Origin of the sequence: Paenibacillus sp. FSL H8-0283 (assembly GCF_045040675.1) — a bacterium.
Lineage (GTDB): Bacteria > Bacillota > Bacilli > Paenibacillales > Paenibacillaceae > Paenibacillus > Paenibacillus amylolyticus.
In genome coordinates, this window is sequence record NZ_CP150295.1 from 1,404,301 (window position 1) to 1,420,803 (window position 16,503).

10 protein-coding genes are annotated in these 16,503 nt (G+C 46.9%); 6 read left to right on the forward strand and 4 right to left on the reverse strand.

Annotated elements, in window-relative coordinates; translation table 11 throughout:
• Nucleotides 1-89 precede the first annotated feature (89 nt).
• The gene (locus MHI52_RS06275) at nt 90-1,988 is read left to right on the forward strand and encodes a HAMP domain-containing sensor histidine kinase (RefSeq protein WP_127548308.1); all 1,899 of its coding nucleotides are present in this window, start codon (nt 90-92) and stop codon (nt 1,986-1,988) included.
• 77 nt (nt 1,989-2,065) lie between these two features.
• Here the strand turns inward: MHI52_RS06275 and MHI52_RS06280 are convergent, their stop codons facing one another.
• Nucleotides 2,066-2,326, reverse strand: coding sequence for an NHLP leader peptide family RiPP precursor (locus MHI52_RS06280; protein ID WP_223199858.1), 261 nt, complete (start codon nt 2,324-2,326; stop codon nt 2,066-2,068).
• Nucleotides 2,327-2,349: 23 nt separating this feature from the next.
• A complete protein-coding gene (locus MHI52_RS06285) occupies nt 2,350-3,309 on the reverse strand; it encodes a hypothetical protein (protein ID WP_405158688.1) in 960 nt (319 codons plus the stop codon).
• A gap of 219 nt (nt 3,310-3,528) precedes the next feature.
• On the opposite strand from MHI52_RS06285, the gene MHI52_RS06290 reads away from it, so the two are divergent.
• On the forward strand, nt 3,529-4,266 hold the full coding sequence (locus MHI52_RS06290; RefSeq protein WP_315373220.1) for a hypothetical protein: 738 nt from the start codon (nt 3,529-3,531) through the stop codon (nt 4,264-4,266).
• A 37-nt stretch (nt 4,267-4,303) separates the two neighbouring features.
• On the opposite strand, the gene MHI52_RS06295 is transcribed toward MHI52_RS06290, so the two are convergent.
• Both MHI52_RS06295 and MHI52_RS06300 read right to left on the reverse strand, forming a co-directional pair.
• The gene (locus MHI52_RS06295) at nt 4,304-5,557 is read right to left on the reverse strand and encodes an acyltransferase (RefSeq protein ID WP_340983248.1); all 1,254 of its coding nucleotides are present in this window, start codon (nt 5,555-5,557) and stop codon (nt 4,304-4,306) included.
• Nucleotides 5,558-5,696: 139 nt separating this feature from the next.
• On the reverse strand, nt 5,697-6,692 hold the full coding sequence (locus tag MHI52_RS06300) for an LCP family protein (RefSeq protein ID WP_340983247.1): 996 nt from the start codon (nt 6,690-6,692) through the stop codon (nt 5,697-5,699).
• A gap of 184 nt (nt 6,693-6,876) precedes the next feature.
• On the opposite strand from MHI52_RS06300, the gene MHI52_RS06305 reads away from it, so the two are divergent.
• The 4 genes from MHI52_RS06305 (at nt 6,877) to MHI52_RS06320 (ending at nt 16,067) form a co-directional block, all read left to right on the forward strand.
• Nucleotides 6,877-7,428, forward strand: a complete 552-nt coding sequence (locus MHI52_RS06305) for an undecaprenyl-diphosphatase (RefSeq protein ID WP_127547959.1) — start codon at nt 6,877-6,879, stop codon at nt 7,426-7,428.
• A gap of 202 nt (nt 7,429-7,630) precedes the next feature.
• On the forward strand, nt 7,631-9,367 hold the full coding sequence (locus MHI52_RS06310; protein ID WP_083677324.1) for a methyl-accepting chemotaxis protein: 1,737 nt from the start codon (nt 7,631-7,633) through the stop codon (nt 9,365-9,367).
• A 342-nt stretch (nt 9,368-9,709) separates the two neighbouring features.
• Nucleotides 9,710-12,703 carry a glycoside hydrolase family 9 protein gene (locus MHI52_RS06315; protein WP_340984854.1) on the forward strand — a complete coding sequence of 998 codons (2,994 nt, stop codon included), beginning with the start codon at nt 9,710-9,712 and terminating at the stop codon, nt 12,701-12,703.
• 88 nt (nt 12,704-12,791) lie between these two features.
• On the forward strand, nt 12,792-16,067 hold the full coding sequence (locus tag MHI52_RS06320; protein WP_405158689.1) for a glycoside hydrolase family 48 protein: 3,276 nt from the start codon (nt 12,792-12,794) through the stop codon (nt 16,065-16,067).
• Nucleotides 16,068-16,503: the final 436 nt, after the last annotated feature.

Below are 16,503 nucleotides of genomic sequence, written 5' to 3' on the forward strand. Positions count from 1 at the left end.
TTATCTCAAGAAGGTGACGTGACAAACGGTGGCGAATGATAAATGAGAGAATCTAAGATAGGGAAAATTAGAACTTTGAGGTGCTGTGAATGAAAAATGTGCCCAAAGCTATCGTCATCTTATGGATGAGTGTATTGATTATTCTAGGCATGCCACATGGGATAGTCTTTGCAACTACAGGAGTGGTTCAGCAACCTGTATCCATTACAGGATGGGAAGTAAAATGGGGGAACGTTGACGATCAAGGATTCATCAGTGAGGTTAAGGGAGCAGACGAAATATGGGAAAAGCAGGGCAGTGATAAGTTAGAGTATAGCAATACGGATCGATCGAATTCTTTGTGGACTCGCCTGACCATTCCTAAGTTGAGTGAGGAAAGTTCAGCCATTCGATTTGAGAACATTAAAGGCAATCATATTGTTGTTTATCTGGAAGACCGCAAGGTCTACGAGAACTATCATTACAATTATGATAATAATGCTGTGTTGCTGCCCTTATCCAGCGAAAATTCAGGTGACACGCTCTATGTATGGTCGCAAAATGAAAAAGGCCGTCTGGGGATACAAGGTATTGTTCAGGTTGGACCTTATGCCGCGTTACAAGAGAAATATATTCATAACGGACTTATTGATGTAATTTTGGGCGCGACCTTTGTGTTCACAGCGATTACGATGCTGAGTTGTACATTCTTCCTTGGCAAATTCCATAAGGGATTATGGATCTCGCTATGCATCGTGATGGGTTCCATCGGCACGATGATCATCACGTACTCGCAATTTTTGTATACGTTCTATCAGGTATATGGTGACCTGTATTCCGTAGTCTTTGATCTGGCGATGCTGCTGGGTATGCCAGCGCTATGTTATTTTTTTGAACAGATTATCGGGCCAGGACTGCATGGAATCTTCACCAAACTTCGAAAAATACTATTCATATATTCAGTTATCGCGGTGTTATCTCTATTTATTTATGTTACTTCAGGTGGGCAATGGGAGATCCTCTACAATCTGCTCGTACAGCGTGTGGTTGGCATTGTGCTGGTCATTCTGCTGACAATCCTGTTAGTTGGTACCATCGCCAAAGCGCTGCAACGAAATCGGGAAGCTATGCTGCTTGCAACGGGATTTGGTACATTTGCCTTGATCAGTGTGGCTGAACTGTTATGGTATTATCAGCGGAGTGGGACGTATCATCTGTTATGGTGGAAATGGTCCATGGTTGCATTTGTGATCTCGTTGATTGCCATTCTCGGAAGTCGTTTTGCCGAAAAACATACTAAAGTTCTAGAGTATTCCAAGGAACTGGAGCTGTTCAACAATGAGTTGCAGCGATCCGAAAAGATGGAGATTATTAGTGAATTGGCCGCTTCCGTTGCCCATGAAGTACGTAATCCACTTCAGGTGACAAGAGGGTTCTTGCAACTTATGACGGAACAGGAAGACAACAAAAATAAGGGGTATGTGCGAATTGCACTGGAAGAACTTGATCGGGCTTCGGGCATCATAACGGATTTTCTTACCTTTGCCAAACCTGAGTTTGATCATATTATCTCGCTCAATATCTCGGATGAGTTCAATCATATTGAAGGCATTCTTGTACCGATGGCTAATCTGGAAGGTGGTAAAATCACCACTGACATTCCGCCAGATCTATATATTCGAGGCAATTCCTCGAAGTTTAAGCAGGCTTTTATCAATATTATTAAGAACAGTATTGAAGCTCTGCAGGGACAAGGTCAGATTGATATCTGGGCGTACAAGCAGGATGGAATGATTAAGGTGCATGTCAGGGATAACGGAGAAGGAATGGACGAGGAAGCACTCTCCCGGTTGGGCGAGCCTTATTTCTCCAATAAAATCAAAGGCACAGGCCTCGGCATGATGGTGACATTCCGAATTGTTGAAGCGATGCAAGGACAGATCAGCTTTACAAGCACCAAAGGGGTAGGAACAGAAGCGGTTGTATCTTTTGTCGAGTTCGTCGATTGACGAACTCACAGAAGGATACAGCGGCTTTTTTTGTTCCTACCCCTAATTTCTTACACTACAAGATTAGCTCACCCGAATTAACTTCTCCAAGGTCCGCAATTCACATCATAATTTACTTTGGAAGGATTGGGAGGTATGACAAGTACATAGTCATTCTGCTGCTCCTCAACAGTACGTACCTGAATGTGCTCCGGAATTACGATGCCAAACGCTTCACGAAGCGCCTGCTTCGGATTGGAGTGCAATTGTTGTCTGAAGTGCTCGTCAGTCCAAGCCTTTTCAATAATATCCTCATGCAACGTTTTCTCTGATACCATCATCGTCAACATTCCCTTCATATTTAAAATTAAACTGAATCAGCTTAGTCCTTATGCTCAGAATCCCAATTGTGCTCGCTAATCCAGTGATGAAACCCGCCTTGGAGGAGCTGTTTCTTCCGTTGTGTAATGTCCTGAACAGCTTGTACTAAAGTGCTGCATAAATAAGAATTAAACGCCTCGAGATGCGATATTCCTAAGTTAGACGATGTTAGTGTACGATTATAGTGATAAGCAATGTCTACGTAAGAGTTCATGAGTTGTGTATTGTATACATTGTCATGTATACGGTCGCTTAGAGGATGAACTGGATAGTTATGATTCAATGCTGCGGATATGTGGGAGAGGTAGCTGTTGTAGTTTCCATGCACAGCATCTTGTTGCGTGTCTGTGAAGTCATCGGTCATCTGGAGTGTCATGAGTGTGATGTTGATGGTAGAACACACCGGGATGATCCGGTCGGACTGATTCAGCAGAAGCAGTGCACCAGTAGCTCCAATGAGGAGAGGGGCAGCCTTTTGCGCAATCAACAAGGGATTCTGTTGGAAATAATCAATGGAATGCTCACCCGTAACACTCACGGCCCAATCCACTACATATTGTCTGAAATAGACCCAGAACGTGGAGGAAGGATTGAATAATACCGAGTAAGATTGAAGTGCATCCATGTAATATAGATTACCCAGGGATAACTTCAATGTGGCATTCTCCGGTTGTTCATCCATCACGTCGTCCTGATTCAGAAAATATAACATATGGATGAGACAGGCTGTACTTAATTGGTGTGCTTTCTCTGGGGGTAGTTTATCTGAGTGTTGCATCCAAAGTGGAGTGATGTACCCGATGTAGCTGTGTCCTGAATCTCGTAACAGCGGATTAACCGAACGAAGCTGCTCTAATGCATGTCCTGACAAGGGTTCGGGATATTCCCGTACGAGTTGCTCCGCTGAAGCAAACACGACCTCCAGATCGGATCTAAACGGATCTAACCAATCTCTCAGCATTATTACATATCGTCCTTCCTGCGATAAGGTGACTAAGGACTGTTCGACTAGATCATGAAGTTACACTTAGTATAGCGGAAATAAACTGAAAAAAATAGGATTTTTTGTGATCAATTGTGAGAAAAATGATGACTTTTTGTATTTTATGGCATAAAAAAGTGGATTTTAGGCTCAAACTAGGAAGGCACAGGATTTCGACATCGGAAAGGCGGCAGAAAAATGAATTTGAAATGGAAAACATGGATGGCAGCCGGATTGGCGGCCGTAGTCATAACAGCAGCAACAGGACATGTAGCATTTGCTGATTCAACGGTTCGGGCTGAGGAACATGACGATGCGTCAAAAGTTTCTTCCTCCGGTAAACCAGCGAAGCCATGCATGCAGGCAGGACACGGTCTGTTCATGATTGGTGAGACGGCAGACTTGCTTGGGATTGGACTTCGGGATCTGAAAGAACAGATGGAACTTGGCAAGACGTTGTCCCAGATTGCGAAAGAGCGTAAGGGACTTAGTGAGGAACAGTTATTGCAGAAGTTGAAGCCTACACTTGCACAGCGTCTGGATCAAGCTGTGGAAGAAGGTTGTCTCACCAAGGAACAAGCAGCAGCCACGAAGGCGGACATGGATACCAAGTTGAAAAAGGTCATTAATACCCCGCTGCGTGATTTGCGGCGTGAATTTGCCCACCATGGCAAACGTTCCATGGTAGATAAGGGCGAAATTGCCCGGTTTATTGGAGTGACCCCTGCTCAACTGCATGAGCAGCTTCAGGGAGGGAAATCCCTGGCTGAGATTGCTCAGGCAAAAGGCATTAGTGAAACGCAGCTGGTGGACAAGCTGAAGGAACAATTAACGGGTGATCTGAAGAGATTTGTGAATCAGAAGGGCAACGTACATCCAGCCCCGGGTCCCCAGGAACCTGTTCCTGGACGATCAACTTCGAGCGAAGTAAATTAAAGAAGAGCGTCTCCGTGAGGGGACGCTCTTCTTTATTCTAAAACGGCTCACTCGTTCCCGGACTGCGAGTTGAGCCGGGTGACGGAGTTCGCTCAGGTGAATTTCTTTTGTCCATAGCAGCTGATGGATTGGGAGTTAAACGTGGTTTGCGCATTAACCCTACGGTGAAACGTGAGCCAGGAAGCTTGGATAGCGCCCAACTGATTGCAAGAGCAATGCCAACTGTTACAAGGAACGATAGCAACGTTACAGGCAGATGCCATCCACTGAGTTGAAGCGGTCTGGTGACGTAAGCGATCGCGTAGATCACCAGTGCATGAACCAGATATCCACCAAATGAATAGCGGCCAATCCAGGCTAAGAGGCGCTGAAACCATGTATCTTTGCCCCGCATCAGTACAAGGAAACCATACATCATAAACATCTGAGCCATAATGATCAGGAATGTGGTTGGTTTCAGATAGGTGGAGATATTCAGATTAACAACATCCCCGGACCCACGCAGCACATCGTAACCAAGCCATATATACATCCCTATAAACAGACAGATCGTCCATGGCAGGATCTTTGTGGTCCAGCTCCTCCAGCTATCCACTGACCAGGCACATACGGCACCCAGTAAAAAGTAAAACCAGTACATCACCCATGAATAGGAGCGATATTGCAGCAACGTTGACCAAGGCTCAGACATGGATTCTGTCCAGCCCTCCATATTATAGTAGGACCATTGCATAAGCAGGGCATATAGTACTGCTGCAAAGAGAATTAGTCCTATAATGACTTGCATGGGCGTGAAACGTGAGGTGTTCTGGATACGTCTCTGAATGGCTTTTGCTCCTGTCCAGAACAGGGGGAACAGAATATAGAATTGAAACACCATAATGACAAACCAGAGATGATATCCCGTCTGTGGTATAAACAGTTCACGAATCAGACTGCGAAAATCCGGTATGCCTGCAAGCCAGAACGCGGGGGTGAAGATACGGACAGAAAGCCAGTAGATCAGTGTCCATACGACAAACGGCATATAGATATCGCCAAATCGCTTTCGAATGAAGCGAGGATATTCCGGTTTGGTGTTACGATGATGGTAAAACAACATTACACCCGATAGAAATACAAACGTTGGCGTACCAAATCGGGTCAGATGATAAATCATGGTCAGCATAATGGAATCCGGTTGTTCAATATCAGCGCGATAGATATACTCAGCGATACTATGCTGCATGACGATTGCCAGAAAGGCAATGCCCCGCAGTTCGGTCCATTCCGTTATTCGCGGTTTTTTCACATTGTAATCCTCCCTCCAGGAACCGGAGTTCATCATATAAGGGTACCCGTTAAACATTAAGACTGCATTAAATGGAGAAAATAGGTACAAAAAAAGACGGCTTTGGCCGTCTTTTCTATTGATATATCTCATGCTTGTTTTAGTTCTGTTCCTCTGATGATGGAGTCTCTGAGGACTCGGCATCTTCTTCAAACAGTTTCTGAATGTAGGACTGGAGTTTGGTTACATCAACACCCAGCACCTGAGCTGAGCCGACGAGTTCATTGGTGAGTAGTTTGTTCGGTGGAATTTGCTGCTGATCGATATCGTTCACATGGATATCGAAGCCAAGTGATGCGAGTTTTAACATCTGGGTTGGACTGAGGTCCGTCTCAATGTAGGGAGCGATCGCTTCCAGGATATCAGGGATTTTGAAGAGCGACGTAGTGCTCTGCATTTTCTTGGCCAGCTCGGTCATGAAGATCCGCTGCCGTTCGGTACGGGTGAAATCCGATGTGGCATCATGCCGGAACCGAACATATTGCAGGGCGGTTTTGCCGTCCATATGCTGCAATCCTTTTTTCAAGTCAATGTCGTACATATGTTTATCTGCTTTACTGGTGTAATACATGTCTTTCTCCACATCGATCTCAATGCCGCCTACCGCATCAACAAGTGCCATGAAACCTGTAAAGTCTGTGTAGACATAATGCTGAATGGGAATACCGAGCAGATCACTGACGGTTTGTTTGGTCAGCTCCGCACCCCCGTAGGAAAAGGCTGCATTAAGTCTGCTTTTGCCATGCCCGGGAATGGCGACATAGGTATCACGCAGTACGGAGAATAGATGGGCTTTCTTGGTGACCGGATCAATGGAAGCGACCATGACCGAGTCTGAGCGTCCTGCATCGTCGCCTCTCGAGTCTCCACCAAGGAGCAGAATGTTCACTCGTTCCTGGCCCTCCCATCTGGGAATCGTTGTCGTTGGTGTGTCTGAATCGCTGTCTGTGCCGGAAGAGGACGAGTTGGATGAAGTCCCGGAAGCCGTGGAGATGCTATTGGCAAAATGAACAATCGAATATCCGTAATATACAACGACACCTGTAATCGCAAGTGCCAGGGTCAGGGCTGTACCCCATAACCATTTTTTAAGCATAATCTTCACCTTTCTATGATTGAACTGATATGTAACCCAAACTAGTTTAACAAAAAGAAAGCAAAATGTCCTCTTTGATTTCGTAACTTCGGTCAATGTGAGGAATGTTTGACAAATAGTTAGTGTATATTTATTATGTAAAAAATAATCTTGTTTTGTGTAATGGGGGTATTAAAAGCCAGTTATGAATCAATCACTATTTAATTGGATTAATCAGTTTGCAGACCAAATACCGTTTCTGGACTGGTTTATGATCACATCATCCGAGTATGCGGTTTGGATCATGATCGCACTGCTCGTTATTGTATGGTTTCTCGGCGATCCATCGAAACAGCGAATTGTTTTTTATGCCTGTGTGGCTTCCATTGTAGCGCTAGTTCTGGCCAAATGGGGGATATCACCAGCGGTCGGTCATCCAAGACCTTTTGTGGAAGGGACTGTGCATCAGCTGGTTGCCCATGTACCTGATCCTTCTTTTCCAAGTAAACATGCTTCCTTTGTATTTGCTCTAGCGGCTGCTTCATTCTTTATTGGACGTCGCTTCGGGTCATGGATGTTGTTACTCGCTGTGTTGACAGGGGTGTCGCGTGTATATGTTGGTGTGCATTATCCAGGAGATATTCTGGGAGGATTCATTCTCGGAAGTCTGCTTAGTGTGGTTCTGATTACAACCCGCAATTATACCAAGTCGATTCCCGACTTCTTCATTAACATACACCGTCGTGTTTTTCGTTAGCTTTTGAAAGTAATGTCTAGTGAAGTTTTGGTAGTTTATTGAAAGAAGTCTCTTATCTCTGGTTCTGCCAAAGATGGGAGACTTTTTTTGTGTTATGTTCGAAGTTACATGAAATTTATAGAAATTGAATCCTAACATCTACAATTCATGACGATAGGTGACGATATATTATAAATATGTATTATTTTGAGGAGTGGGACACATGGAAGACACGCGGGGGAATAAGTTGGGGATATTGAAGTTAACGATTCGAGGCAAGTTACTGACTGGTTTTCTCATAGTCGTGGCTCTGTTGATTGTTGTAAGCGTTTATGCGTTAATACAGATCCATAATATGTCTGGTAAAGCCAATGATGTGGACCAGACCTGGATGCCGAGTGTAAGCCTGCTAGGTATGATGAATGGTGATGTTTCGGATGTAGAGCGGTTGGCGTTGGCGATTATCGTTGAACAAGACGAAGAAGAAAACGTCAAGGTGAATGAAGCGTTAAAGTTGCTCCTCACGAAGATTGAAGATGAGCGTAAACAGCTGCTAACGTTCATTGAGAGCAATGATGAAGCAATGAAGCTCTACAATGATTTCAGTACGAATTATGATGCTTATGTGGAGAAAATGCCTGCATTCATAGAATTCGGTATTGCAAATAACTATGAAGAAGCAAGTAGACTGCACACTGAAGCCTATCCATTGTGGTATACAGCTAACGACACGATTGCCAAGCTGATCGAATCTGGGAATAAAGGATCGGATGCAGCAACGAATGATTCTGTCGAGTTGGCTGAGAATACATTTAATGTGATTTTGGCCGTGACGATTTTTGCATTCCTGATCGCCGTGTTCATTGCATTCTTCATTGCAAGCATCATTTCACGTCCAATCAAAAAGATGAATGAAGCGGCCATGGCTATTGCCAATGGTGATCTGACGGGTGAGACGATTGTGCTCAAGAACAAAGACGAATTGGGAACGCTCGCGGCTTCCTTCAATACCATGAGTGGCAATCTGCGCTCCATGATTGAATCGGTATCGATGACTTCCGAACAGGTAGCGGCTTCATCGGAAGAGCTTCTTGCAAGTGCAGAGCAAAATACTCAAGCCTCGGAACAGATTTCCGAAACGGTTGAGGAACTGGCCGTGGGCACGTCAGATCAAGTTGATATTGTGAAACGCTCTTCACAGGCGATGAATGAGATGGCTCTGGGATCAGAGCAGATTGCCGAGCTTGCTCAGAGTGTATCCGTATCTGCTGTAGATGCGGCGAATCAATCTTCCGAAGGAAATATGATTATTCAGCAAGCGGTTGAACAGATGGGTTCTGTTCGAAATTCCATTGCTTCGCTTACTGAATTGGTTACAGGGCTGGGGGAACGTTCAGCAGAGATTGGAACCATTACCGAGGTAATCAACAACATTGCCCGGCAGACCAATCTGCTTGCACTGAATGCAGCCATTGAAGCCGCACGAGCAGGAGAGCACGGACGTGGTTTCGCCGTAGTTGCGGGAGAAGTGCGTAAGTTGGCTGAGGAATCTTCTACATCTGCGCAAAGAATTACGGATCTCGTTCAATTGATTCAGAAAGATACGGATCATGCTGTTCAGGCAGTGAAAGTGAACAGCAGTGAGACAGAAGCCGGAATCGAGATGGTTACTGCGGCAGGACAAGCCTTCGAGCAGATCTCGGATGCGGTCAACAAAGTAGCGGGGGAAATCCAGGAAGTATCTGCAGGTTCAGAGGAAATGTCGGCGAGTACAACTGAGGTTGTAGGATATGTAAGTCAAATCTCCAACATTGCTGGAGAGGCAGCGGGCGGGGTTCATAATGTATCTGCCGCAACTCAGCAGCAGTTGGCTTCGATGGAAGAGATTGCATCATCCGCAGGTTCATTATCCAAAATGGCCGAAGAACTGCAGGAGCAGATTAACAAGTTCAAAGTGTAACTAAGAGATGTTCTGTGATATCTAAGGTGTACAGAAACATACTGACAGGATGGTCAGAATGCCATTCGATTTGTACTGTTGATGATAACAAGGGCGAGAAGCTGTTTCTCTAACGCGCATATGCGTTAGAGAAACAGCTTTTTTTGTCGCATGACGCAGAGCAGGTCACAACAATGTTATTTCAGAAGTCACCAACGCTTATATAGCTGGTGAAACAAACGGCTATAATGGTAATTAATGGTGGAACTTACACTGAAATACACCATGGGAAGGAGCGATATAAACTTGCAGTCCAGAGTAATGCATACGGAATATTGATGAAGAGGAGATGAATAGTTGAACATGAAGGGGAGCTGGTGGAGACGAGTCGCTATGATCGCGTTATCGGCAGGATTACTGGCAGGGAGTTTATCGATGGGCACAGGAATTCGTAAGGCGGATGCGGCCGCCGGAAATCAGAACTATGCTGAAGCACTACAAAAGGCCATTTACTTCTATGAGGCACAGCGCTCGGGTCCGTTGCCAGCGAGTAATCGGGTCGAATGGCGTGGTAATTCGGGCATGCAGGATGGAGCTGATGTAGGTGTTGATCTGACCGGAGGATGGTATGATGCCGGAGATCACGTGAAGTTTGGTTTTCCGATGGCTGCTTCCGCAACGATGCTCGCCTGGTCTGTCGTGGAATACAGTGACGGATATGAACAGGCCGGACAACTGGAGGAGATCAAGGATAATATCCGATGGGCGACCGACTATTTTATGAAAGCGCATACGAAACCAAATGAATTATGGGGACAAGTGGGGGCAGGTAATACCGACCATGCCTGGTGGGGACCCGCAGAAGTCATGCAGATGAACCGTCCTTCGTTCAAGATTGATGCTTCATGCCCGGGCAGTGATCTGGCGGCAGAAACGGCTGCAGCGCTGGCAGCGTCATCGATTGTATTTGCAGATGATGATCCGGCATATTCGGCCAGACTGCTTCAACATGCGAAAGAGCTGTACAACTTCGCAGATACATATCGGGGGGAATACACCGATTGTATCACTGATGCTGCAGCGTTTTATAATTCGTGGACAGGATACGAAGACGAGTTGGCATGGGGTGGCGCATGGCTTTATTTAGCTACTAATGATAGCGCTTACTTGTCCAAAGCCATTGCAGCTACGGACCGGTGGTCTTCTAGCGGAGGCTCAGCCAATTGGCCCTATACCTGGACACAAGGTTGGGACAGTAAACATTATGGTGCCCAGATTCTGCTTGCCCGTATTACGTCCAGTTTGAACATGCCGGAGGCGACAAGATTTATTCAGTCGACTGAGCGCAATCTGGATTATTGGACGGTTGGAGTCAATGGGACACGAGTCAAGTATACGCCAGGAGGTCTGGCGTGGTTGGATCAGTGGGGATCGCTCCGATATGCAGCGAATGCATCCTTTATTTCTTTTGTATACTCCGACTGGGTCAGTGATCCTGTGAAAAAGTCAAGATATCAGGATTTTGCTGTCTCACAGATGAATTATATTCTGGGCGATAATCCGCGTCAGAGCAGTTATGTGGTCGGATATGGGCAAAATGCACCTCAACATCCGCATCATCGGACCGCTCACAGTTCATGGCTGAATAACGAAGATATCCCGGCTAACCATCGCCACATTCTGTATGGTGCCATGGTCGGTGGCCCGGATGCATCGGATGGATATACCGATGATATCGGGGATTACGTGAGTAATGAGGTCGCAACCGATTACAATGCTGGTTTTACCGGCGCACTGGCAAAGATGAATTTGCTGTTTGGTCAGAATCATCAGCCCCTGGCGAACTTCCCTGCACCTGAGGTGAAGGGAGATGAGTTCTTTGTGGAAGCTGCGATCAAATCATCAGGTGCCAATTATACGGAAATCAGGGCACAGCTTAATAATCGTTCCGCTTGGCCCGCCCGAATGGGAGATCAACTTTCTTTTAAGTATTTCCTGGATTTGAGTGAAGTGTATGCTGCCGGACGTACGGTATCGGACGTGCAAGTGACAACCTCCTATACGGAGGGGGCGACGGTATCTCAACCAGTTGTGGTGAATGCAGCTCAGCATATCTATGCCATTACGGCGAACTTCGGTAATACCAAGATCTATCCAGGTGGGGAAGGAAATTATCGTAAAGAAGTACAGTTCCGCATTACAGGCCCACAGGGTGCATGGAATGCCAGCAATGACCATTCGTTCCAGACGCTGACCACAGGCACTCCTGTGAAGAGCATATACCTTCCAGTCTATGATGCGGGGGTGAAGGTGTATGGACAGGAGCCTGGTGTTACACCAGTCACGGTTCCAGGCGCACCTGCTGGCGTGCAGGCTGTAGCGGGAAGTAGTCAGGTTAACCTGACCTGGGCCGCTGTATCCGGGGCCGAATCGTATACGGTGAAGCGTTCCGAGGTGAGTGGAGGACCATATACAACTGTTGCGACAGGGGTTAATGGATTGACCTACACAAACACGGGACTGACCAACGGGACGGCTTATTATTATGTAGTGACTGCTGTGAATTCAGCAGGGGAATCATCGGGTTCTGTGCAGGTGTCGGCTACCCCGCAAGTAGCTTCGACGGTGCCAGGAGCGCTGACTTTAAGTGGGACAGCTGGTGATGCGCAGTCGGTCCTGACCTGGACAGCAGCCTCGGGCGCTACTAGCTATAAGGTACAACGTTCGGTGGCAGGCGGGACATATGCAGATGTGGCAACCGGATTGTCCGTGTTGACTTACACCGACACAACAGCGCTGAATGGCACCACGTACAATTACCGGATTGCAGCTGTGAATGCGAACGGACAGACACTGTCCAATGTCCTGGCACTGACGCCTTCTGCACCTCCGGTGACGACGGGTACACTCGAAGTGCAGTACCGCAGCGGAGGGTCTGGGAATTCAAGTAATGCGGCGACTCCGCAGTTCAACGTGAAGAATACCGGAACACAGGCGATTGATCTCAGTACCGTGAAGATCCGATATTATTTCACCAAGGATGGTGCGGATCAAATGACCTTCTGGTGTGATTATGCCGAGATGGGCACGGCCAATGTTGAAGGTACATTTGTCGCAGTGAATCCGGCGAAGGGTACCGCAGATACGTATCTGGAGATTAGCTTTAAGCCTGGAGCAGGCAGTTTGGCCGCTGGAGCAGAGACCGGCGTGATTCAAGCACGCTTTTCCAAAAATAACTGGAGTAATTTCGATCAAAGTAATGATTATTCCTATGATGCTTCCAAGACGGCTTTTGCCGTATGGAACAAGGTAACAGGGTATCAGGGAAACACCAAAGTATGGGGCTTGGAGCCGTAACTAGCTCAAGATCATTGGCCGAATAGCAGCATGGGCAGACCAACAGCACTTATATTCAATTTCCACTATTCCAGGGAGGTATATATTAATGTTGAAATCAGCTGCGAAAAAAAGTTTAACAGCCATGCTGGCGGGAACCGTCATGTTGACCGGATACACCGGACTCTGGGCAGGGCCGCAAACAGCACATGCCGCAGATCAGGCCATCGAGATTCAGGCAGACGGCATTAATGAAGCCCGGTTTTTGCAATTATATGATCAGTTGAAAGATCCGGCGAACGGATATTTTTCGCCAGAGGGTCTACCGTATCATTCCATTGAGACCCTGCTCAGTGAGGCCCCGGATTATGGTCATATGACGACGTCAGAGGCATACAGTTACTGGCTGTGGTTGGAAACCATGTATGGTCACTACACTGGAGACTGGTCCCAACTGGAAGCAGCTTGGGACAGTATGGAGAAATACATTATCCCGGTCAACGAAGGTGACGGCAAGGAAGAACAGCCTACGATGAGCTCGTACAATCCGAACAGCCCTGCTACGTATGCAGCGGAAAAACCTTTTCCTGATCAATATCCATCGCCACTTAATGGTCAATATGCAGCGGGTAAAGACCCGATTGATGCCGAACTTAAGGCGACCTATGGTAACAATCAGACTTATCTCATGCACTGGCTGGTCGATGTGGATGACTGGTATGGATATGGAAACCTGTTGAATCCATCACATACGGCTACCTATGTGAACACGTTCCAGCGTGGGGAGCAGGAGTCTGTGTGGGAAGCCATTCCGCATCCATCTCAGGATGATAAATCTTTTGGTAAGGCAAACGAAGGCTTCATGAGCTTGTTCACAAAGGAAACTCAGGTACCGTCAGCGCAATGGCGTTACACAAACGCAACGGATGCCGATGCACGTGCAGTACAGGTGCTGTATTGGGCGAAGGAGATGGGATACAACAATCCGGAATATCTGGATAAAGCGAAGAAGATGGGGGACTATCTGCGCTACGGCATGTATGATAAATACTTCCAGAAAATTGGGAGTGCAAAGAGCGGTACACCAACTCCGGGTACAGGCAAGGATTCCAACATGTATCTCATGGCTTGGTATACGTCTTGGGGAGGTGGCTTGGGTCAAGGTGGGGATTGGGCTTGGCGCATTGGAGCGAGCCATACCCATCAGGCTTATCAAAACCCGGTTGCAGCGTATGCCTTGTCTGACCCGGCTGGCGGCTTGATTCCGGAATCAGCTACAGCGAAGGCAGATTGGAATGCGACGTTGAAACGTCAGTTGGAATTCTACACTTGGCTACAATCCCATGAAGGAGCCATCGGCGGGGGAGCAACGAACAGTCTGGATGGTTCATACAAAGCTTATCCAGCAGGGGTAAGTACATTCTATGACATGGCATATCAGGAGGCGCCTGTATATCGTGATCCGGATTCCAACACCTGGTTTGGATTCCAGGCATGGCCGCTGGAGCGTGTAGCCGAGATGTACTATATTCTTGCGGAGAGCGGGGATTTGACCTCTGAGAACTTCCAGATGGCCAAGAAGGTAATCACGAAGTGGATCGACTGGAGTAAGGATTATGTATTTGTAGGTGAGCGTCCGGTGACGGATGCGCAAGGGTATTATCTGAATTCGGCTGGACAGCGCATTTTGGGAGGAACTAATGTTCAGGTAGCAACAACGCCGGCGCCGGGAGAGTTCTGGATTCCGGGTGGTCAGGAATGGCAGGGTCAACCGGACAAGTGGAATGGATTCAGTTCGTTTACGGAAAATCCGAACTTCCGTGTAACGACCAAAGATCCAGTGCAGGACACAGGAGTTCTGGGAAGTTACGTTAAAGCTCTGACCTTCTTCGCAGCCGGAACACAGGCAGAGAACGGTACACTTAGCGCGGAAGGCCAAGAAGCCAAGGATTTGGCTGAGGCTCTGTTGGATACAGCTTGGGATTACAATGATGGTGTGGGGATTGTTACGGAAGAAGAACGTAAAGACTACTTCCGCTTCTTTGCCAAAGAGATCTATATCCCAGCGAACTGGTCTGGAACCTTTGGTCAAGGCAATACGATTCCAGGTACAGCAGGTGTACCTTCCGATCCGGCGAAAGGTGGCAATGGCGTATACATTGGATACTCCGATCTGCGTCCGGCTATCAAGCAAGATCCGGCATGGGCTTACCTGGATAATCTGTACAAAACGTCATATAACACAACCACGAAGCAGTGGGAAAACGGTGCACCTACCTTTACGTATCACCGGTTCTGGTCACAGGTGGATATGGCTACAGCGTATGGCGAGTATGATCGTCTCCTCGGAGATTCCGATAGTCCGGAAGTGGAAGTACCCGCTGCTCCTGCTGGCGTAACAGCAACTGGAGGAAGTGAGCAAGTGGTTCTGAATTGGAACGCAGCCGCTGGTGCAGCCTCGTATAACGTGAAACGTGCAGAAGTGAATGGTGGTCCTTATACGTCTGTAGCGACAGGGGTCACAGGATCGACATTCACGGATACAGGCTTGACCAACGGCACAACGTATTATTATGTCATCACTGCGGTGAATGCCGTAGGTGAGTCTGCACCGTCGACACAGGCATCTGCAACACCACTCGCAGGTACCGTTGTGCCAGGCGTATTCGACCTTACTGGAACGGCTGGCAATGCCCAGGCGGTCCTGACATGGACTGCATCAACTGGAGCAGCGAGTTATAAGGTACAACGTTCGGTAGGCAGCGGGGCATATGCTGATCTGGCAACAGGTTTGACCGCACTGACGTATACCGACGCTACAGCGGTAAATGGTACGGCTTATAATTATAGAGTCGTAGCTATTAATACGAGTGGTCAGACGAATTCAAATGTATTGGTGTTGACCCCATTGGCACCTCCAGTTACAACGGGAACGCTTGAAGTACAATACCGTAATGGTAGTTCAGGGGCTTCGGTCAATGCGATTACTCCACAATTTAATGTGAAGAATACTGGTACAACTGCTGTGGACTTGAGCAAAGTGAAGGTCCGGTATTATTTCACGAAGGATAGCGCCGCTGATCTGAGCTTCTGGTGTGATTATGCACAGATTGGCAGTGGTAACGTGGAAGGGCATTTTGTTTCAATAGATCCGGCCAAGGGCACGGCAGATACGTATCTGGAGATTGGATTCAAAGCGGGTGCCGGCAGTTTGGCCGCGGGTGCCGAAACCGGAATCATCCAGGGACGTTTCTCGAAAAACAACTGGACGAATTTTGATCAAACGAATGATTATTCCTTTGATTCCACCCAATCGGCCTTCAGTGCCTGGACAAAAGTGACAGCTTATCAGGATGGCGCCAAGGTATGGGGAATTGAACCTTAAATGAGTTGATCGACCGATTGTAGAGTGATGTTACTCATCATACAGGTTAAGCCGGGGAGGAATCCCTGGCTTTTCTTTTTTTTATGGAGTGCAAAAATGAAATTCGAAATAATCACCGGACACTGCTGATAAATCGATCCGTATTGAGTCTGGAGGCAAAAATGTGAATTCGGTGAACGGTAATCGGCAAATGAATCATAGTAATGTTTACCATATTTGCGATTTTAAACATTAAAATCTAGGTCATATGGCATATGCCCTGAATGAGAAACGACCTAACTCTTTTATCGTGGTAAAATGAAGCATATCAAATAGTTACAATAATTTAACCTTTCAAAAAGAAGGGATCAGCAGTGAATTTTTCCAGTAGATTATGGACACATCCTGATACTTAGTGCTCAAGTTCGCCTATATCAATACAGGACTTTTGACTGAT